This is a genomic window from Marinobacter segnicrescens, from assembly GCF_900111555.1.
GTDB classification, from domain to species: Bacteria; Pseudomonadota; Gammaproteobacteria; order Pseudomonadales; family Oleiphilaceae; genus Marinobacter; species Marinobacter segnicrescens.
In genome coordinates, this window is sequence record NZ_FOHZ01000016.1 from 11726 (window position 1) to 30816 (window position 19091).

The window sequence follows — 19091 nt, forward strand, 5'->3', positions numbered from 1 at the left end:
GGTTACAGGAGGGCTTCGGCCTTTCCCAGGTGCTCCAGGAACGCTTCACGATCCATCTCACCCAGCACCCGAAGGTTCTGGACCTCGGATCCGCCCGGGTTGTAGAAAAGAATGGCCGGTGGCCCGAAAAGACCCAGTTCATCCAGCAAGGCCTGCTGTTCCGGCGTGTTGTCCGTCATGTCGATCTGCAGCAGGGTGTATGGCTCCATTGCTGCAATCACACCGGGCTGGCTGAATACCTCGCGCTCCATCACCTTGCACGATATGCACCAGTCAGCGTAGAAATCCAGGATGACCGGTCGACCCTGCTCGCCGGCTTCGGCAAGTCGCGCCCGGATGATGTCCGGTTCTTCTATCCGGTCAAACCGGGCGTGCTCCAGCGTCGTGGTGCCGCCCGGGGAGGTCCCACCGGCAATAAACGGGGCAAGTGGCCTCAGGGGGTCTGATGCGCCGGACAGCGCTCCGGCCAATAGAGCAAGGCCCCAGGCAAACAGCATAAGGCCAGCCCCTTTCCAGGTTCGTTGCCAGCCGGCCCGGGCCTGGTCAAAGGCTCCCAGCTGAACGCCCGTGATGGCCGCGAGAACACCCCACAGGGTCAGTGCCAGCCACGCAGGTACCATCCGCTCGACCAGCCAGATTGCAACGGCCAGCAACATGATGCCGTAAAATGCTTTGACGACGTTCATCCATGGACCGGTTTTTGGAAGCAGCTTGCGTCCGCCCACCGCAACCAGGATAAGAGGAACGCCCATTCCGAGGCCCAGCGAGAACAGGGCAACACCACCTACGACGGCATCTTGCGTGGTACTGATATAGAGCAAGCTGCCGGCCAGCGGTGCTGAGACGCAGGGAGATACGACGAGTGCCGACAGGGCGCCAATGCCAAAGACACTGGCGACCCGACCACCACTGAGGTTCTGGCTCGCCTGGTTCAGGCGGTTCTGGATGCCCTGGGGAAGTTGCAGGTCAAATACGTTGAACATGGCCAGTGCGAACAGCACGAAGAGGGCTGCGAAAGTGCCCAGAATCCAGGGTGACTGCAACTGCGCCTGCAGGTTGAAGCTGGCGCCCAGCAGGCCGGTGATGACGCCGGCGGCGGCGTAGGTCAGTGCCATGCCCAGCACATAGCTGAAGGCCAGCACCAGGGCCTGTCCGGAACTACGGGTGTTGTGACTGGACACCAGGGTAGAGATGATAGGCACCATGGGCAGTACGCAGGGGGTGAAGGTCAGTCCGAGCCCGAGCGCAAGGAACACCAGCGCGATGATCGCCAGGGACTGTTCCGACAGAAAGCCCGCCAGGCCGCTGGCGGATTCCAGGTCTGCCTTGCCTTCGGCCACGGGGGAGGGAGGCTGGTTGCCAGAATTTGTATCCGGGGCTGGCGCCTGGCTGGCTGCCTTGTTCTTGCCGCTGGCATAGTAGAGTACTTCACGGGTTTGCGGCGGATAGCACAGGCCGGCCTTCGCACAACCCTGATAGGTCACCTGCAAGGTGGCCTCCCGGATCCCTTCGGGGAGGGACAGTCCTACTGCGGCTTCGACCGGCTCATAGAAGACGTTGACGGTGCCGAAATAGGGATCTTCCGTTTCAACTCCGGCCAGGGAAAACTCAGGGTCTGAAACCGTCACGCCTTCTGTGACGGCTTCGACCTCGATTCGCTCCTTGTAAAGGTAGTGCTCCGGTGCCGTATCCCATCGCAGCAGAACGCCGTTGTCAGTGGTTGTGGAACTGAATGGCAAGGCCTCGTCCACCGGCAGGAAGTCCTGGCCGCCGAGGCTGTTACTGCCGAATGCTGCGAGGCTTTGACCCACAGGAACGAGGAGGAGTAACAGGAACAGAGCGATACTGGATGCGGCGCGAACGGTAAGCGGACTCGGTGGCATGAATAAAGGCATCTTTCAGGTGAATTCAGGGCTTCCGGAAACGGATGGACTGACTGGGCTCGTGGCGGAAAGTTCCCCTGATGATATGCTGCTGGAATTCCTTTCAGTAAAGCCGCACAATAACGGACCCATGAATAACCGTCCAGAAGACCTCGTCACACTGTTCAACGCTCTTTTCAGGGATTGCCTGAAAACCGAACTGGTTCGCGGTGGCGATGAGCCCGAATACCTGCCGGCTGGCGTAGCCGGGCCCTGTGCCCAGGTGATCTTTGCCCACGGCTACTTTGCCAGCGCTCTCCACGAAATCAGTCACTGGTGCATTGCAGGAGAGCAGCGACGCAAGCTGCGGGACTATGGCTACTGGTATTGTCCGGACGGACGTACCCCGGAGCAGCAGCGGGCATTCGAACAGGTTGAGGTGAAACCCCAGGCACTGGAATGGCTCTTTGCCGTTGCCAGTAAAAGCCCGTTCCATATCAGTGTGGACAACCTGGATGGCGGAGGTGCCATTGATGAGGCGGGCTTCCGGCGTCGGGTCTACGAACAGGCCTGCTATTACCTGGACCACGGGTTACCGCCAAGGGCGGAACAGTTTCTTAGCGCGTTAATGGACCATTATGGGACCGGACCGGAGGACTTTCTCCGGTGGCGCGAACAGTATCACTGTCTTACGGGCAACCATATGGCCGGGACAGCACAACATTTCACAACAGTAAGCGAAGCCTATGACGCAATCTCCTGAATCCGGCAACACCACCGAGCAAACCGAAACAACGCCAGCGCAAGAGGACGTCAAGCAAAGCGGCACCCGCTTTGCCGAGCTTGGCCTCGATAAACGCCTGCTGGATGCGATTGCCGGCATCGGGTTCGAATACTGCACACCGATCCAGGCGGAAACCCTGCCTTACACCCTGGCCTGCCACGACCTGATCGGCCAGGCCCAGACCGGCACAGGGAAGACCGCGGCGTTCCTGATTACAGCTATCCAGACCCTGCTGGAAACGCCTGTTCCTGAGAAAGAACGCTTCGCGTCCGAGCCCCGTGTGCTGGCGCTCGCGCCGACCCGTGAACTGGCCATGCAGATCGCCAAGGATGCCGAGGAGCTCTGTGCCCGCACTGGTCATCGGGTGGTGTCAGTCGTGGGGGGCATGAACTATGACAAACAACGGGAAGTGTTGCAGAACGAAATCGTGGATATCCTGGTGGCAACGCCCGGGCGCCTGATTGATTTCCTCGGCTCCCAGGATGTCTTCCTGGACCAGGTGGACCTGCTTATCCTTGATGAAGCGGATCGCATGCTGGATATGGGCTTTATCCCGGATGTGAAGCGAATCATCCGTCGCTGCCCGCCCAAGGATGACCGCCAGACCCTGTTATTCAGTGCCACCTTCAACCAGGACGTACTCAACCTGGCATCCATGTGGACGCACGGAGCTGAATTCATCGAGATCGAGCCTCAGCAGAAGACGGCAGAGCGGGTCAAACAGACCGTCTACCTGGTGTCTGAAGAACAAAAACTGCCGGTGCTGGTGAATTCCTTGAATCGGCCAGGTGTGGACAAGGCCATCGTGTTCGCCAACCGTCGTGATCAATGCCGTGACCTGGAAGAAGACCTGAAAAACCAGGGCGTTGCAGCCGCGCTCATGTCTGGCGAGATTCCCCAGAACAAGCGACTGAAGACCCTGGATCAGTTCAAGAATGGCGACATCCAGGTACTGGTTGCCACAGATGTTGCCGGGCGTGGCATCCACGTGCAGGGTGTTACCCATGTGTTCAACTACAACCTGCCGGACAATGCTGAGGACTACGTCCACCGTATCGGACGCACCGGACGTGCTGGTGAACACGGTATTTCCATCAGCTTTGCCAGTGAGGACGATGCCTTCGCTTTGCCGGGTATCGAAAGCTACATCAGCCAGAAGCTGACCACCTCAGTGCCGGAAGAAGACCTGTTGCAGCCGCTGGAGAAACCCCTGATCCAACGCCGCCGTGGCGGTCGTCGTTCAGGTGGCGGCCCGCGTAGTGGAGGCAACCGGGGCCGTTCAGGGCAGGGAAGTCGCGGTCGTCCCCGGTCTTCGGGTAATCGGTAACGCCCGGCTTGCCATGGCTTCCCTGCGGATCGTTGCGGACGAGAACATTCCCCTGCTGGAAGCCTTCTGTGGTGATCTCGGCCCACTGACGCGGGTCAATGGCCGTAACCTGGACCGTGACCAGTTGAAGGAGGCGGACGTACTGCTGGTACGCTCGGTTACCCGGATTGACCAGGCCCTGCTGGCGGAAACACCGGTCAGGTTTGTGGGCACCGCCACTATTGGCACAGACCATGTTGACATCCCGTGGCTAGAGGCCCAGGACATTGCCTTCGCATCGGCCCCGGGCTGTAACGCCAGTAGCGTGGTGCAGTATGTGCTGTCGGTTCTGTCGCTGTTCCTCCAGCGGAGTGAGCGGCGCACCCTCGATGGCCTGACCGTAGGCATTATTGGGGCGGGTAATGTGGGCGGTCGTCTGGTCAGGGTGCTGTCAGGATTGGGGGTGACCGTTCGCGTCAGTGACCCACCCCTTGAATCCATCGGCGCCGATTTTCCCTTTGCACCCATCGACGATGTGCTGGCCTGCGACGTTATTTCTCTTCACGCTCCCCTTTTGCGGGACGGTCCCCATCCCACCTGGCACCTGCTTGATCGTCAACGCCTGGCCCGCCTGCGCGGAGGCCAGCTTTTGATCAACAGTGGCCGCGGTGCTGTGGTGGATAGCCTGGCTTTGCTGGAAAGGCTTCAGCAGACTGACCCCCCTTTGGTGGTCCTGGATGTATGGGAAAACGAACCCACTCCGGTGCCGGAGTTGCTGGATCGGTGCTGGCTTGCGACCCCCCATATTGCCGGGTACAGCCTGGAAGGCAAGAGCCGCGGCACCGAAATGATCGCCCGGGCGCTGCGTCAGTGGGCTGGTCTCTCCATGACGCCTGCCATGGAAGGGTTGCTACCGCCACCTCCGGTTTCCGGCCTTCAGTTCACGGCGCAGTGCGCTCCTCTCGATGCTTTGCATCGTGCCCTGATGACCTGCTATGACCCAAGAGATGATGACGCACGGTTGAGAAAGTTGTTCACCAGTGCAGTCTCGACCGGTCAGTCCTCCGGGCCGTCTTTTGACCGGCTGAGGAAGGAATATCCGGTGCGCAGGGAACCCACCAGTCTCAGCGTGAGTGTGGCGGATACGGGGGGGAATACGGAAGCGGCCCGGTTATTGTCCCGGGCCGGATTCACAGTATCGACTTAACCGAGGTTTGCCTGTGTAAGGGCCTCGATCCGGTCCTCCAGTGGCGGATGGGTCATGAACAGCGCGCTCAGGCCGCCCCTGGCGCCACGGTTGATGCCAAAGGCCTGCAGGTTGTCCGGCATCTGGTCCGGCAACTCGCTTTCCTGCCGTAACCGCCCCAGGGCGCTGATCATGGCGCTGCGTCCGGCCAGTTGCGCGCCGGCAATGTCAGCCCGGAACTCCCGGCGGCGGGAGAACCAGAACACAATAGTGCTCGCCAGGATGCCCAGCACGATCTCCGCGACGATGCTGACAATCCAGAACCCGGGGCCATGGCCTTGCTCATTGCGGAAGACCACCCGATCTACCACTGAACCGATCACCCGCGCGGCGAAGATGACAAAGGTGTTTACCACACCCTGGATCAGGGTCAGGGTGACCATGTCACCGTTCGCCACGTGACCGATCTCGTGGCCGACGACGGCACGGATCTCGTCCTTGCTGAATCGCTGGAGCAGCCCTTCGCTGACGGCTACCAGCGAGGCGTTCCTGTTCCACCCGGTTGCGAAGGCGTTGGACTGGCTGGCCGGGAAGATGGCCACCTCAGGCATGCCAATGCCTGCCTTTTGAGCCAGTTCGGCAACGGTATCCACCAGCCACCGTTCCGCCGGTGTACGGGGAGATTCGATCAACCGTGCCCCAGTGGTCTTCTTGGCAATGAACTTGGACATGAACAGTGAGATAAACGCACCGGCAAAGCCGAAGACCGCAGCGAATGCCAGCAGGGATCCGTAATTGATCCCGTTCTGTGCCAGGTAACTGTCAACGCCCAGCAGCGAGAGTGTAACGCTCGCAACCAGGATGACTGCCAGGTTTGTCGCAAGAAACAGCAGGATTCTCATTCAGTGACCTCGTCAGGAGTCCAATTTCCTGCAATCGGATATCGGTACTTGCCAACGCAATTTCAATAACCTTGCGCAGAGTTAACCGGGATGTCCGTTGCTCCCAAAAAGACCGTTGGACTGTCCGTCAGTTCCCGGCCGGGGCAAAAAAGGCAGCCTGCATGGCTCGGCTGAGGGTGGGGGAATGCCCCCCCCGAATGGATTGGCGGAGCACGTGAACCCAGGACGAGCGATCCTGGCGTACCGATGCTGGCAGCGGGGAATCCGGCTCCGGCACACCGGGCTCCGGTAGCGACAGCGTCCGGGCCAGGTCCAGTGGCGCGGGTGTGTTCAGGAGGATAAAGGCTTTCCGGGTCAGCACAGCCTGGTCCAGGGCTTCCTGGCGAATGGTATCCACGTAGCGCAGCAGGCCTTCTTCCTCCAGCCACAACAGCGCACCGAAACAGGCCATGTGGCGGGAACTGTGTAGCCCAAACTCGTCCGGCTCATCCGGCCCGGCGATGTCTTCCACAAACAGGTTGATCCTGCGGGGAAACACACTGTAAAGCTGTACCAGGGCAATGCCAGAATCCCGGTAGAACTCCTCAATATGAATATCGGCCATACTGCTGCGATCCGTTGGCTGTATTGACTGGCCCGGTCAGCGCCAGGTGGACAGGAACCGTTCCAGCCGCCCCATGGCGTCTTCCAGAGCATCTACCCGGGGCAGGAATACCACACGGAAATGCTGCCGGTCGTCAATATTGAAGCCGGAACCCTGTACCAGCAGGATACGTTCCTGCAACAGCAGGTCCAGCACAAACTTCTCGTCGTCCTCTATCGGGTAGAGGTGCGGGTCCAGCTTCGGGAACAGGTAGAGTGCACCCTTGGGCTTGACACAGCTGATTCCCGGAATGTCGTTCAGCAGGCGCCAGGCGGTTTCCCGCTGTTCGAAGAGACGTCCTCCTGGTGCCACCAGGTCATCGATGGACTGATAGCCCCCGAGCGCTGTCTGAATGGCCAGCTGGGCCGGCACGTTGGCGCACAGGCGCATGGAGGCCAGCATGTCGATGCCTTCAATCAGGTCTTTCGCTTTATGCTTGGCTCCGCTGATGATCAGCCAGCCTGAGCGGTACCCGGCAGCACGGTAGTTCTTGGACAGGCCGTTGAAGGTAAAGAACAGCACATCATCGGCGAGGGAAGCCGTGGACACATGTTCCACGCCGTCGTAGAGAATCTTGTCGTAGATCTCATCGGACAGGATGATCAGGTTATGCTGGCGGGCCAGCTCGATCACTTCTTCCAACAATTCCGGCGGGTAGACAGCCCCGGTCGGGTTGTTGGGGTTGATCAGCACGATGGCCTTGGTGCGATTGGTGATCTTGCGGCGGATGTCATCCAGGTCCGGGAACCAGTCCTGCTGCTCATCGCACCGGTAATGCACTGCCTTGCCACTGGACAGGGTGACGGCAGCTGTCCACAGGGGATAGTCGGGTGCCGGCACCAGCACTTCGTCACCAGTGTTGAGCAGAGCCTGCATGGACATGACGATCAGTTCGCTCACGCCATTGCCAAGGTAGATATCATCAATATCCACCTTGTCGATGCCCCGCTCCTGACAATAGTGCATTACCGCCTTGCGGGCAGAAAACAGCCCCTTGGATTCAACATAGCCCTGGGCCTGGTGCAGGTTATAGATCACGTCCTGCTGGATTTCTTCGGGCACATCCAACTCAAAGGCGGCAGGGTTGCCGATGTTGAGCTTGAGCACCCGATGGCCCTCTTCCTCGAGACGACGCGCCTCTCGCAGCACCGGACCACGGATTTCATAGCAAACGTTATCCAGTTTTGCGGACTTTCTGTAATTCTGCATAGAAGGCGTCTTCCCGATGGTGATGCTGGTGCCCTGATAGTTGGCACATTAATAACAGAGGCACCATTCTAGCGGAGCCAGGGCCGAAAAAAACAGTCCGAACAAGGCGCAATTGTGATGAAAAATGGCAAGGGTCGCGGAGTCTTGCCGGTCGGAATTCAAAATTTCTTGCGGTTTATTGGTTGTGCACAATAAAATTGTGAAAATTCCTGTTCGAGGTGTGCAATGTCTTCAGCTTCTATCTATGAAATCGAGGTAACCGATATTCGCGGCCAGGTTCGGCGTATGGAGGAGTATGCCGGCAAGGTCCTGCTGATCGTTAATACTGCCTCGAAATGTGGCTTTACGCCCCAGTTTGGTGGCCTGCAGAAGCTGTATGATGAACTGGCGCCCCGCGGCCTTGAGATACTGGGGTTCCCCTGCAATCAATTCATGAACCAGGACCCGGGGAGCGAACAGCAGATCAGCGAATTCTGTTCCCTCAACTATGGTGTCAGTTTTCCAATGTTTGCCAAGTTGCAGGTAAACGGACCGGAAAGCCATCCTCTGTTCGAACTGCTCAAGAACGAAGCGCCAGGTATGATGGGCTCTAAAAAGGTAAAGTGGAACTTTACCAAGTTCCTGGTGGGGAGTGACGGCCAGGTGATCCGGCGTTATGCGCCCACAGTCAGTCCTGAAGCCATCCGGGACGATATTCTGGAGTTGTTGTAAGTGAGAAATGAGTCCTGCCCCCCGGAAGCACCGGCCAACGAAAACCTGCTGGCACTGGATAACCAGGTGTGTTTTGCCTTGTACGCGGTGAACCGGGCGGTAACCGCCCGCTATCGGCCGTTGCTGGCGGAGTTGGACCTGACCTACCCGCAGTACCTTGTCATGTTGGTTCTATGGGAAGCGGCAGCCACGGATCAGCCCCTTCGTGTGTCATCCATCGGGGAACGGCTACGCCTGGACTCTGGCACCCTGACGCCGTTATTGCGCCGGCTTGAGCAGCGGGGGCTGGTATCCCGCCGCAGGTCCCTGGAAGACGAGCGAGTGGTAATGGTCGCCCTGACACCTGCAGGAGAGACCATGCGGGAACAGGCGCGGGAGGTTCCGGTGAGGCTGCTGTGCGAGTTGGGGGTAACCGCGGACCAGGCGGCGCGGTTACGGGAAGACTTGCGCCGGTTGCTCAGTCGTCTCGAGACTGTAGAGTAGCCTTGCGACCCGCTACCCCGGCCCAGCGCTGGATGACGCCGGCCAGGATCTTTCGGTTGTAGGGCTTGGTAATGTAGTCATCCATGCCGGCGGCCAGGCATTCCTCCTTGTCCCCGGCCATGACGTTGGCGGTTACGGCAACGACCGGTAGTTGAGTCCACTGGGGGTTCTGCCGAATACGGCGGGTAGCCTCATACCCATCCATCACCGGCATCTGGCAATCCATCAGGACCAGGTCGTAGTGTTTCAGGGCCAGTGCGGCCAGGGCCCGTTCCCCATTTTCAGCGTGGTCTACCTCATGGCCCATTTTTTGTAACAATCCTGAGGCCACGATCTGGTTGACCCGATTGTCCTCCACCAACAGAATCTGGCAGCTCTGCTGTCCAGCATCCTTGGCAGGGGGCAGGTCAGGGAGCTGCTCTAACTGCGAGCCCTGGTCAACCGGAAGGGGCAGGTAGACCGTAAACCAGGTGCCTTCACCTTCCCTTGAGTCCACTTTTATCTGGCCATGCATTCGCTCTACCAGTTGCTGACACAGGGCCAGGCCAAGACCGGTGCCGCCGTAACGGCGGGTGGTGTCTGTGGCTGCTTGCGAGAAAGGCGAGAAGATGCGGTCAAGCTCATCCCGGGACATGCCAATGCCGGTATCGCGGACTTCCAGACGGATTCCTTCCGGTGTCTGGGCTACGTGGACTGAGACTTTCCCGGCGTCAGTAAACTTGATGGCATTGGACAGCAGGTTGTTGATGACCTGGCGAAGGCGGGTGGGGTCGCCGAGGTACCGTGGAGCCAGCTCGGTTTCCAGCTCGGTGGTGAATGCCAGCCCTTTGCGCCGCGATTGTTCAGCGTGAATGGTGGCGCACTCGGCCACCAGTTTGCGCAGATCAAAGGAAATGACTTCCAGGTCCAGCTTGCCGGCCTCCACCTTGGAGATATCGAGTATGTCATTGAGCAGGCCCAAAAGACTTTCGCCGGCCCGGTGGGCAATCTCAAGCTGATGACGCTGGGCGGGTTCCAGGTCGCCTTCCAGGGCCAGCTCCAGCATGCCCAGCACGCCATTCAGTGGTGTGCGAATCTCATGGCTCATGCTGGCGAGGAAACGGGCGCGAGTCTGGGCCCGGCGGACAGCGTCCTCCTTGGCCCTGATCAGCGCGCGGTTGCCACGCTGAAGGGCTTCGTTCTTTTCGGAAATTTCACGGGTGCGATCCTCCACCTCCCGTTCCAGCTTTCCGGAGTAGTCCTTCATCTGGCTTTCCACTGACCTCAGCTGGCTTAATGAGGCATCCACGGTTTCCAGGTGGCGGTTGATAATTGCTACCATGCTGCCAATTTCATCTTGCTCATGGGAGTGGGGAACGGGCAGGCGGGCCTTTTCCGGTGCGTTGCGCACATCCTGAAGGCTGTTGATCACTTTCAGCATGGGCTTGGTCAGCAGGAAGTAGAACACCACCAACAGCATCCCGGACAATACCAGGCTCTTCAGTATACCGCTGATGAGGATAAAGCTGGCCCGGGACAGGAAGAGGTTGCCGTAATGGTTGGTGGAAATGGTCACCACCAGGTCACCCAGCTCAATGTCCTTCAGGTCGGACACTTCCAGTTTACTGGTATAGCGGCGTGTGTCCCCGAACAGCAGGTCACTTAGCCATCGATATCGGGTATCACCGCTGCCTCGGCTGGCTGCAGCCAGAGTGTGTCCGTCACTGTCAAGCAGTCGGGCATCGATTACCGCCGGATGGCGTAGCATGCCGTTGAGCAGTTCGCCAGCCAGTCGGGTATCAATGTTATAGGCGATCTGTGAGGCCGGGCTGTGGCTGATTTCCAACAGCGCCTGGATATCCTGATCCATGTAATTCCGGGTGCTGTGGTACTCGACGGTCACCTGGATCAGGTTAAGCACCAGCCCGACGCTCATGGCGAGCAGTACCGTGTTACGGGTAAGTCGCCACGAAAGCCGGTTCCTGAAAAGCTGTTTCACTCTGTTCCCTGTGTGTCTGGCTACGGTCAGTGGTCGTAGTCCGCCTTCTTTTTCCAGTCATCGTCATGGAGGAAGGTGTCCCACTCCTTGTCCAGCCGGCCCTGTTGTTCAGCGGTCCGGGTTTTCTGGCCGCTGGCCAGTTCCTGCTCCAGTTCCCGGATGCGTTCCTTGAAGTTTGCCACGGCCCGGGCGGCCATCTCGTTACCCTGGGACTTGCCTATCTCGGTAGCTGCCAGGTGGTAGGAATGAATGGCCTTGCGTAGCTGGCCCTGGCGAACGTGGTCCCGGGCCTGGAATACGAACAGGTCGGCGTGGGTCTTGTGGATAGTGAACAGCACGTGGCGGAGATTCGACTTGGCCGTGGCAGCATCGATCTTGCCCGACTTGTGCAATGATTCAACCAGTTTAAAAAGATTCTGGAGCAATTCCTTGATGTAATTCGACTTTTCCGGAGAGTCAATGATCACTTTTGGATGCTCATCCGTGCCATCCAGTACTTTCTGTTTGTTCTCGTTGACCTGGGCCAGCCAGTTTTTCACCGGCAGTTCTGTCCTCTCCTGCTGAAGGTGCTGACAGACTTCTTCCATCCGGTGTAGCAGCAAGAGTTTGATGTCGCGGGTGAGGTATTGGCCAGGCAGCTCGTCGTAGATGCGAAAGGCACGGTTATAGGCATCTTCCAGGGAGGTAACCCGGCGGGCCCTTTCGATACGGGCCCTTTCCCGCATCTGGCTGAAGACCACGATGATGATGGAAATTACGACAACTGCCAGCAGCAGTAAGACAATCGTTACCGTATTCATGAATCGCCGGACGCGCTCCCTGATTATCATTCTGGTGCGGGACAGGATGGGCACTTTAGGGGCCACTGGAGTCCCGAAAGGGCAGGGGAAGCCCCTGAGCTTTCGCAAGTATCTGGCACCCTATCAGAAAAGTCTAACCCATTCCGTTCCAACTTGTTACAGATGATAGAATGACGCACCAACACCCGACGTTAAGCTGCCCGGAGGGCCCGCCACCATGGATATTTCCCGTGTTGACCTGAACCTGCTGGTCTACCTGGATGTGTTGCTGCGGGAAAAAAACGTGACCAAGGCGGCAAACCATCTGGGTATCACACAGCCTGCCATGAGTAATGGCCTGCGCCGATTGCGTGACCTTTTTGGTGACCCGCTCCTGGTCCGCACCAGCGAAGGCATGACCGCTACCGAACGAGCCAGGGAGCTGCAGCCGATGGTGCGCAGTATCCTGTCGGACATTGAGCAGGCGGTGCAGCAGAAAACCCCGTTCTCAGCCACGGACAGCCAGCGGGTGTTTCGTATCATGGCCAGTGACTACGCTGAATCCTGCCTGATGCCCCGGGTGCTGCGACGAATTCGCCAGGAAGCCCCCAACGTCACACTGGACGTGCTTACCCCAAGCGATGTCAGCTTTCAGGATGTGGAGCAAGGTCGCCTGGATATGGCGATTAACCGGTTTGACAAGATTCCCCAGTCGTTTCACCAGAAAACCCTCTGGACCGAGTTCTTTGCCTGTCTGATGAATGCACGCAACCCCATCCTGCAGGACCCTTTCACCCTGGACAGTTACCTGCAGGCGAGTCACATCTGGGTCAGCAAGACCGGGTTCGGTGTCGGCGTTGGTGTTAATCCGAAGGACGTTCAGCGCCTTGGCTGGGTGGATGAGGCGCTGGGACTGATGGGGCGCAAGCGGCGGATCTCCGTGTTCACGCGACACTATCAGGTGGCCATGTTGCTGGCGGAGCAGCATGACCTGATCGCTACCTTGCCAAGCCGGGCCGCCTGGCTGCAGCGGGATAACCCTAACCTGGTGATCAAGGCCCCGCCCTTTGATATTCCGCCATTTGAGCTGAAAATGGCCTGGAGTCCGTTGTTGCAGCACAACGCTGACCACCAGTGGTTGAGGCGCTTGATCGCAGAAGTGGCTGAGGAAGTGGACGAGGAGTTTGCCGAGTTTGGCCGTCAGTTCGAGGCGGCGGAGCCGGACGGCCCCCACCGGTCAGAGCGGTAGTTCTCTCAGCTCCAGCGACGGGCGTGCGGTATCCCACATGCGCTGGAAGGTTTCGCCTAGTAGCCTGACGCGGCCGCTGTCGGCGAATCCGGCAAAGCCTTCCGGGCGGTCAAACCGGTGGCGGTAGAGCACCCCTTGGCGGTCCACCAGTACAAACGGTTGTTCCGCCGGCGGATAGTCACCGTTTACCAGTCGCAGGGTGATGCTGCTGGGAAGGCGGCGCATCAGCTCCACCAGCTGGTGGCGGCGTTTGACGAGGGGGCCGTCATCATGGACGAGGAGCCTGATCTCGCTGTTGCGGTGGTATCGGGCAAGCCCGGAAAACAGGTCCCGGAGCCGCTGGCGGTCATACAGGTCGTGGTCCAGCAGGCGGTCATACAGCCATACCCTCTGGCGCGCCTGGCTGACCAGGTTATCCATCAGCTGAGGCAACTGTGCGTCATTTTCAACCAGCCAGCTGGAGTCATCGCTGCCCAGGATCATGGGGGCAGGACCCGGGCTTTGCCTTGAAAGGGCGCTGATCATTTCAACGGGAGCCAGGCAGCGCATGCCGAAGTGGGGGATGCCGGCATCATCATAAGGCCCTTCAAATACATGGAAGCCGCTGCGTTGGTAGAAGGGCACCGCGTGCTCCTGGGCGGACAGGTGAAGGTCCTGCACATGGCCGGCAGCCTCGGCCATGATATGGCGAAGCATGGCCTCACCAATGCCCTTGCCGCGGTGTTCAGGCAGTACCGCCATACGACCGATGTGGGCAGTATCATCCAGGGTGGTAAACATTCGCCCGACGGCTACCGGGGTGTTGTCCGGTAATACCGCCAGGAAATGGTCGGCGATTTCGTCTGTGTCGTCCCACTCCAGGTCTGGCGGTACCTTCTGCTCGTCAATAAATACCCGTTGGCGGATCTCCCTCAGGCTGCGGGGTGCCAGCTGCCAGCTGTATTTACGGATTCGCATACTCATTCGAAATAGACACTGCCCTGGTTGTACAGAACGGTCATCAGTTCGGCCAGCGCGGGATCTTCGCACTGGCGCCGGAGCTCTGCCATATCGGGCCGGCTGTCGCTGCAAAGCAGGGGAGCCAGGGAGCGGGCATCACCATTGAGAAGGTAGCGCTCGCCGTCAACAAAAAAGGCGGTCTGTTCCCCCAGCTCGGTGTAGGCAAAGCGGGAACCTTCGTTCCAGCGCAGCGAACCACCATCGGACAGGGCCTCCAGCAGGTCTTCCGTGGATGCAGGGGGTTCGGCAGGAACCACGATATCGCTGTTCTTGGGGCTTGTGCTGAACTGTCCGAACCAGAGTGCCAGCTGACGTGGGTCAGCCAGTCTTTCCCGCAGGATGCTTTCCAGTTGTTGCAGTACCTCTTTGCCGATGGCGCCTGGATTGGTGGGCAATTTCAGGTCCGGGTCCCGGAGATGGGCAGATACATCCGTCTCGGAACACAGGAAATCGGTGAAACTGGTTAGCACGTCGTCCACGGTCGGGGCGCGGAAGCCGACTGACAGGGTGATGCAATGGTCCTCGGCAACGCCGTGGTGGCCAATGGCCGGCGGCAGGTAAAGCATATCGCCGGGCTCGAGCAGCACTTCTTCCTCGGGCTCCCAGTCGTCCAGGATTCGCAGTGGTGTGCCGTCCACACGGGGCGACTGTTTGCTGCACTGGCCGCCGAATTTCCAGCGCCGGTGCCCCTGTGCCTGTAACAGGAATACGTCATACTGGTCAAAATGGGGGCCGACACTGCCGCCGGGTGGTGCGTAGCTGGCCATGATGTCGTCCAGTCGCCAGTTTGGCACGAACCGGAAGTGGTCTAGCAGGTCAGCCACTTCGGGTACCCAGTGATCGAGTCCCTGTACCAGAAGCGTCCAGTTGCCGGCGGGTGGCGCGGTGAACCGGTCGGTACTGAATGGCCCGTTGTGCAGCTGCCAGGGATGGCCGTTTTCCTCCTCCACGACGATGCGGGATTCTACGGCTTCTTCGCAGGCCAGCCCCGCCAGTTCATCGGCAGTGATCGGGCTCTGAAAGCCGGGGAAGGCCTGGCGAATGACCAGCGGCTTCTTCTGCCAGTATTCCCTCAGGAATGTTTCAGCGGACAGTCCGCCGGGTAGCTGCCTGGGTACGGTCATGATCTGATCTTGCTCGCCTGTTGTGCCGCGTTACCGGTATAGGCGGCAGGCGACAAGGCCATCAGTTCGTCTTTAGCCGCCTGGGGGATGTCCAGGTTCTGCACGAAGTCACGGATAAGCTCCGGGCTCATGTCCTTGCCACGGGTGAGTTCCTTGAGCTTCTCGTAGGGCTTTTCGATGTTATACCGGCGCATAACCGTCTGGATGGGTTCTGCCAGTACTTCCCAGGCATTGTCCAGGTCAGCAGCCAGCCTTGCCGGGTTCACTTCCAGCTTGCCAAGGCCCTTCAGGGTGGCCTCGTAGGCGATCAGGCTGTGCGCAAAGCCGACGCCCAGGTTGCGCAGTACGGTGGAGTCCGTCAGGTCACGCTGCCAGCGAGAGATGGGCAGTTTGCGGCCCAGGTGCTCCATGATGGCGTTGGCAATGCCCAGGTTGCCCTCGGAGTTCTCGAAATCAATGGGGTTGACCTTGTGGGGCATGGTGGACGACCCGATCTCGCCGGCTACGGTCTTCTGTTTGAAGTACCCGAGGGAAATGTAACCCCAGAGATCCCGGTCCAGGTCGATCAGGATAGTATTGAAGCGGGCGATGGCATCGAACAGCTCGGCAATATAGTCGTGGGGCTCGATCTGGGTGGTGTAGGGGTTCCAGCTCAGCCCCAGGCCTTCCACAAAGTCCTTGGCGTTGGCAGCCCAGTCCACGGACGGGTAGGCCGAGAGGTGGGCGTTGTAGTTGCCAACGGCGCCATTGATCTTGCCCAGCAATTCCACGTTACGGACCTGGTCCAGCTGTCGGTTCAGGCGGTGGACGACGTTGGCCAGCTCCTTGCCAACAGTGGTGGGGGAAGCTGTCTGGCCATGGGTGCGGGACAGCATGGGCTGTTCAGCATGCTCCCGGGCCAGTTCGGTGAGGCGCTCAACGATGCGGTCCATTGCCGGCAACAGGCCGTCATCCAGTCCTTCCCGCAGCATAAGTGCGTGCGACAGGTTGTTGATGTCTTCCGAGGTGCAGGCAAAGTGGACAAATTCGGTGATGGCCTGCAGCTCGTCGTTGGGCGCAATCTTGTCTTTGATGAAATACTCCACCGCCTTGACGTCGTGGTTGGTGGTGCGTTCGATGGACTTGATCGCTTCGGCATCTGCCAGGTTGAAGTTTTCCACCAGTTGATCGAGGGCGTCCCTGGCGCCGGCGCTCAGTGCAGGTACCTCGGTGATGCCGGGGTGAGCGGCCATCTGTTGCAGCCAGCGCACTTCAACCTTGACGCGATTGCGGATCAGCCCGTACTCGCTGAAGATTTCCCGGAATACCGTAACTTTGTTGCCATAACGGCCGTCCACCGGAGAAATGGCGGTCAGGCTGGTCAGTTCCATCAGATAAAACCTCTTCAGAATCGGGGCAGGGCCGGGCGGGTGCGGGTTGCCGGCGCCTGTAGCGCCATATTGCAAGTTTGCAGCCGGTGGTCCTGCGGGTGAATGCGATTGCGGCTATGATACACCAGCATGCGCGCCAATTCAGCGCTGCGAAAGTGTCTTTGGGCCGGGGATGGCTAGCGGGGGGAGTAGACCGACTGGTTGGCCTGCTCGGCTAACGCCCGGGCGGTCGCAGCTATCTTGCGCCGCCGGAAAATCAGCTGCCAGCGACGACCGCCGGTCTGGCGCCACAAGACCGCCGAGCGGATGCCGGCGAGCAGCAGGGCGCGAACCTTTGCGGCGTTCTCGTCCCGCTGCAGCACTGTGGGGTTGCCGGTTACCTGGATGCGCTGTCGGAAGGTGCTGATAGTGTCCTGGTAAACAGACGCCAGGTTACTGATCAGGTTACCGTGTACATAGCCAAAATGATTGGCAGTGTGCCGGGCCTGGTTAATCCGCTGGCCAATGGCCGCCAGCATGTCCGGGTTCCGGTTGAGGGTGGACTCCAGCTGGATCAGGTTCAGGCTGTAACGGAGAATATCCATATCCTGCTGGCGGGTCTGGTTGCTGAGGATCTTCGCAAGGGCGTCCAGGCCTTCCCGCAGGTTCATCAGTTCGCCGCCGTACACTTCCAGCGTGTTGTCCGGATCTGTGACGAACAGCGATTGCAGGCAGGTCTCCAGTGTCGATTCGGCACAGTTTCCCTGATGGGCCACCTGGCTGACCAGGGTCGCCGCCTGGAATACGCCAGCCAGGGCAAGGGTCTGGTCAGTAATACTCTTGCTCAAGACGCTTGTGCCTCCATACCTGCCGGTACGGTGGGCTCTTGCTCACCGTCGCGCCAGGTGGTTTCGATTACGGCGCCGCCCAGACAGGTGTCGTCGCGATAGAAAACGACGGACTGGCCGGGGGTGACGGCACGCTGGGCGTCTTCGAACAGGACCCGTGTGCCTTGATCCGTCACCGTCACTTCGCAATTCTGGTCCGGCTGACGGTAGCGGGTCTTTGCCTTGCAGCGGAACTGCTGTGCCGGAGGCTCGCCGGCCACCCAGTCCACCGGTCCGCTGAGAAGGCCCCGGGAGAACAGTAGCGGGTGGTGCTTGCCCTGGACAGCGACCAGCACGTTCCGGGTGAGGTCCTTCTCCGCTACATACCAGGGCTCGTCCCCGAAGTCCGGCAGGCCGCCAATACCCAGGCCCTGGCGCTGGCCAATGGTGTGATACATCAACCCCTGATGCCGGCCAATGACCTGGCCGTCCGGTGTCTGGATCTCACCGGGCTGGGCGGGCAGGTACTGCTTGAGAAAGTCACTGAACTTGCGCTCGCCGATAAAGCATATGCCGGTGGAGTCTTTCTTGTCGTGGGTAACAAAGCCCTGCTCTTCGGCAATACGACGGACTTCCGGCTTCTCCAGTTCCCCAACCGGGAACAGGGTGCGGGCAATGCGCTCGCCGGACACCGCATGGAGGAAGTAGCTCTGGTCCTTGTTGGCATCCAGTCCCTTGAGCAGCAAAGCGCGGCCGGGGTGATCGGGGTCCGGGCGCTGGCGTGCATAGTGACCGGTAGCGATGAAGTCGGCGCCGAGGGTGACCGCATAATCGAGGAATGCCCGGAATTTGACCTCTTTGTTACAGAGAATATCCGGGTTTGGTGTCCGGCCGGCGCTGTATTCGGACAGGAAGTGTTCGAAAACACGGTCCCAGTATTCAGCGGCAAAGCTCGCTGTGTGCAGCGGAATGCCGATGGCATCAGCTACAGCCTGGGCGTCGGCCAGGTCCGTCATGGCGGTGCAGTACTCGGTTCCGTCGTCTTCGTCCCAGTTCTTCATGAACAGGCCTTCCACCTGATAGCCCTGGGCCTTGAGCAGCCAGGCGGCCACGGACGAATCCACACCACCGGACATGCCGACGATGACACGGGTAACTTCAGGTTTTCTGGGTGACGTCTGGCTCATGGAGAATACGTACGGCTGCCGGTGAATGTCAGGGTGGCGATTGTAACACTGTTTGTAATCAGGGGGCGCCCGGCTCGACGATCACGTCCAGTGGAAAGCGTCGACCTTTTCGGTAATCCAGTATGCAGTCAAGGACCATGGGGCTGCGAAGCCGGTCACCCAATCCACGGATTTCCTCCAGTGTCAGCCAGTGGGCGGCAATGATGCCGTCATCGAGCCGTTCGCTCACGTGCTGTGTGGCGTTGGCGACGAAACAGAAACGGAAATAGGTGCGGCCATTGGCAGGAGCAATATAACGGTACATGCCAAGGAAGGCCTGGGGCTCAACCTGCCACCCGGTTTCCTCGAGCGCCTCCCGGCGTGCTGCATCGAGGACGGTCTCACCTTCCTCGATATGCCCCGCGGGCTGGTTGAAGACAATCCTGCCGTCACTGTGCTCTTCCACGAGCAGGTACCGGTTATCCTGGTCTTCCACGATCACAGCAACCGTGGCATGGGGTTTCCACGTCATAA

The 19091-nt window shown here is 59.5% G+C and carries 18 protein-coding genes; 6 read left to right on the plus strand and 12 right to left on the minus strand.

The window, feature by feature from the left end:
- Nucleotides 1-2: 2 nt before the first annotated feature.
- The gene (gene dsbD, locus BM036_RS14210) at nucleotides 3-1883 is read right to left on the minus strand and encodes a protein-disulfide reductase DsbD (RefSeq protein WP_091853506.1); all 1881 of its coding nucleotides are present in this window, start codon (nucleotides 1881-1883) and stop codon (nucleotides 3-5) included.
- A gap of 130 nt (nucleotides 1884-2013) precedes the next feature.
- Here dsbD and BM036_RS14215 point away from each other — a divergent pair, with 130 nt between their 5' ends.
- Genes BM036_RS14215 through BM036_RS14225 form a run of 3 tightly spaced genes read left to right on the plus strand, consistent with a single transcriptional unit; the run spans nucleotide 2014 to nucleotide 5159 of the window.
- Nucleotides 2014-2625: an elongation factor P hydroxylase gene (locus tag BM036_RS14215; protein ID WP_091853620.1), complete on the plus strand. Its 612-nt coding sequence runs from the start codon at nucleotides 2014-2016 to the stop codon at nucleotides 2623-2625.
- Nucleotides 2609-3973, plus strand: a complete 1365-nt coding sequence (locus tag BM036_RS14220) for a DEAD/DEAH box helicase (RefSeq protein ID WP_091853508.1) — start codon at nucleotides 2609-2611, stop codon at nucleotides 3971-3973. Before BM036_RS14215 ends, BM036_RS14220 begins: the two co-directional genes overlap by 17 nt.
- Nucleotides 3974-3995: 22 nt before the next feature.
- A complete protein-coding gene (locus tag BM036_RS14225; protein ID WP_091853622.1) occupies nucleotides 3996-5159 on the plus strand; it encodes a 4-phosphoerythronate dehydrogenase in 1164 nt (387 codons plus the stop codon).
- On the opposite strand, the gene htpX is transcribed toward BM036_RS14225, so the two are convergent.
- The 3 genes from htpX to BM036_RS14240 form a co-directional block, all read right to left on the minus strand.
- Nucleotides 5156-6040 carry a protease HtpX gene (gene htpX / locus BM036_RS14230; RefSeq protein ID WP_091853511.1) on the minus strand — a complete coding sequence of 295 codons (885 nt, stop codon included), beginning with the start codon at nucleotides 6038-6040 and terminating at the stop codon, nucleotides 5156-5158. The two genes, BM036_RS14225 and htpX, sit on opposite strands and share 4 nt — an antisense overlap.
- A 127-nt stretch (nucleotides 6041-6167) precedes the next feature.
- Nucleotides 6168-6644 (minus strand): hypothetical protein, encoded by a 477-nt coding sequence (locus BM036_RS14235; RefSeq protein ID WP_091853513.1) that lies wholly within the window; start codon nucleotides 6642-6644, stop codon nucleotides 6168-6170.
- A 36-nt stretch (nucleotides 6645-6680) separates the two neighbouring features.
- Nucleotides 6681-7892, minus strand: coding sequence for a pyridoxal phosphate-dependent aminotransferase (locus tag BM036_RS14240; protein ID WP_091853515.1), 1212 nt, complete (start codon nucleotides 7890-7892; stop codon nucleotides 6681-6683).
- A gap of 225 nt (nucleotides 7893-8117) precedes the next feature.
- Here BM036_RS14240 and BM036_RS14245 point away from each other — a divergent pair, with 225 nt between their 5' ends.
- Together BM036_RS14245 and BM036_RS14250 are read left to right on the plus strand one after the other, a co-directional pair.
- The gene (locus BM036_RS14245; protein WP_091853517.1) at nucleotides 8118-8603 is read left to right on the plus strand and encodes a glutathione peroxidase; all 486 of its coding nucleotides are present in this window, start codon (nucleotides 8118-8120) and stop codon (nucleotides 8601-8603) included.
- On the plus strand, nucleotides 8604-9086 hold the full coding sequence (locus BM036_RS14250) for a MarR family winged helix-turn-helix transcriptional regulator (protein ID WP_245742648.1): 483 nt from the start codon (nucleotides 8604-8606) through the stop codon (nucleotides 9084-9086).
- Here BM036_RS14250 and BM036_RS14255 read toward each other — a convergent pair.
- Together BM036_RS14255 and BM036_RS14260 are read right to left on the minus strand one after the other, a co-directional pair.
- The gene (locus BM036_RS14255) at nucleotides 9061-11064 is read right to left on the minus strand and encodes an ATP-binding protein (RefSeq protein ID WP_281247029.1); all 2004 of its coding nucleotides are present in this window, start codon (nucleotides 11062-11064) and stop codon (nucleotides 9061-9063) included. The genes BM036_RS14250 and BM036_RS14255 overlap by 26 nt on opposite strands.
- 26 nt (nucleotides 11065-11090) lie before the next feature.
- Nucleotides 11091-11864: a hypothetical protein gene (locus BM036_RS14260; RefSeq protein WP_091853521.1), complete on the minus strand. Its 774-nt coding sequence runs from the start codon at nucleotides 11862-11864 to the stop codon at nucleotides 11091-11093.
- Nucleotides 11865-12081: 217 nt separating this feature from the next.
- Here BM036_RS14260 and BM036_RS14265 point away from each other — a divergent pair, with 217 nt between their 5' ends.
- Nucleotides 12082-13092, plus strand: coding sequence for a LysR family transcriptional regulator (locus BM036_RS14265; RefSeq protein WP_091853523.1), 1011 nt, complete (start codon nucleotides 12082-12084; stop codon nucleotides 13090-13092).
- Here BM036_RS14265 and BM036_RS14270 read toward each other — a convergent pair.
- The 6 genes from BM036_RS14270 to BM036_RS14295 form a co-directional block, all read right to left on the minus strand.
- Nucleotides 13081-14055, minus strand: coding sequence for a GNAT family N-acetyltransferase (locus BM036_RS14270; RefSeq protein WP_091853525.1), 975 nt, complete (start codon nucleotides 14053-14055; stop codon nucleotides 13081-13083). The genes BM036_RS14265 and BM036_RS14270 overlap by 12 nt on opposite strands.
- Entirely contained in the window at nucleotides 14052-15215 is a 1164-nt protein-coding gene (locus BM036_RS14275) for a ribosomal protein uL16 3-hydroxylase (protein ID WP_091853527.1), read from the minus strand. Before BM036_RS14275 ends, BM036_RS14270 begins: the two co-directional genes overlap by 4 nt.
- Entirely contained in the window at nucleotides 15212-16585 is a 1374-nt protein-coding gene (purB, locus tag BM036_RS14280; RefSeq protein ID WP_091853529.1) for an adenylosuccinate lyase, read from the minus strand. The genes BM036_RS14275 and purB overlap by 4 nt, the downstream gene beginning before the upstream one ends.
- Nucleotides 16586-16761: 176 nt before the next feature.
- The gene (hflD, locus tag BM036_RS14285) at nucleotides 16762-17412 is read right to left on the minus strand and encodes a high frequency lysogenization protein HflD (protein WP_091853531.1); all 651 of its coding nucleotides are present in this window, start codon (nucleotides 17410-17412) and stop codon (nucleotides 16762-16764) included.
- Complete coding sequence (gene mnmA, locus BM036_RS14290; RefSeq protein ID WP_091853533.1) at nucleotides 17409-18578, minus strand: tRNA 2-thiouridine(34) synthase MnmA; 1170 nt, start codon at nucleotides 18576-18578, stop codon at nucleotides 17409-17411. Before mnmA ends, hflD begins: the two co-directional genes overlap by 4 nt.
- A 58-nt stretch (nucleotides 18579-18636) precedes the next feature.
- Entirely contained in the window at nucleotides 18637-19089 is a 453-nt protein-coding gene (locus BM036_RS14295; protein ID WP_091853535.1) for an NUDIX hydrolase, read from the minus strand.
- Nucleotides 19090-19091: the final 2 nt, after the last annotated feature.

Excerpts from the sequence above, each read along its gene's own strand:
- dsbD (WP_091853506.1), bottom strand. The coding sequence starts at position 1,883 with ATGCCACCGAGTCCGCTTACCGTTCGCGCCGCATCCAGTATCGCTCTG.
- BM036_RS14215 (WP_091853620.1), top strand. The coding sequence starts at position 2,014 with ATGAATAACCGTCCAGAAGACCTCGTCACACTGTTCAACGCTCTTTTC.
- BM036_RS14220 (WP_091853508.1), top strand. The coding sequence starts at position 2,609 with ATGACGCAATCTCCTGAATCCGGCAACACCACCGAGCAAACCGAAACA.
- htpX (WP_091853511.1), bottom strand. The coding sequence starts at position 6,040 with ATGAGAATCCTGCTGTTTCTTGCGACAAACCTGGCAGTCATCCTGGTT.
- BM036_RS14235 (WP_091853513.1), bottom strand. The coding sequence starts at position 6,644 with ATGGCCGATATTCATATTGAGGAGTTCTACCGGGATTCTGGCATTGCC.
- BM036_RS14240 (WP_091853515.1), bottom strand. The coding sequence starts at position 7,892 with ATGCAGAATTACAGAAAGTCCGCAAAACTGGATAACGTTTGCTATGAA.
- BM036_RS14245 (WP_091853517.1), top strand. The coding sequence starts at position 8,118 with ATGTCTTCAGCTTCTATCTATGAAATCGAGGTAACCGATATTCGCGGC.
- BM036_RS14260 (WP_091853521.1), bottom strand. The coding sequence starts at position 11,864 with ATGAATACGGTAACGATTGTCTTACTGCTGCTGGCAGTTGTCGTAATT.
- BM036_RS14265 (WP_091853523.1), top strand. The coding sequence starts at position 12,082 with ATGGATATTTCCCGTGTTGACCTGAACCTGCTGGTCTACCTGGATGTG.
- BM036_RS14270 (WP_091853525.1), bottom strand. The coding sequence starts at position 14,055 with ATGAGTATGCGAATCCGTAAATACAGCTGGCAGCTGGCACCCCGCAGC.
- BM036_RS14275 (WP_091853527.1), bottom strand. The coding sequence starts at position 15,215 with ATGACCGTACCCAGGCAGCTACCCGGCGGACTGTCCGCTGAAACATTC.
- purB (WP_091853529.1), bottom strand. The coding sequence starts at position 16,585 with ATGGAACTGACCAGCCTGACCGCCATTTCTCCGGTGGACGGCCGTTAT.
- mnmA (WP_091853533.1), bottom strand. The coding sequence starts at position 18,578 with ATGAGCCAGACGTCACCCAGAAAACCTGAAGTTACCCGTGTCATCGTC.
- BM036_RS14295 (WP_091853535.1), bottom strand. The coding sequence starts at position 19,089 with ATGACGTGGAAACCCCATGCCACGGTTGCTGTGATCGTGGAAGACCAG.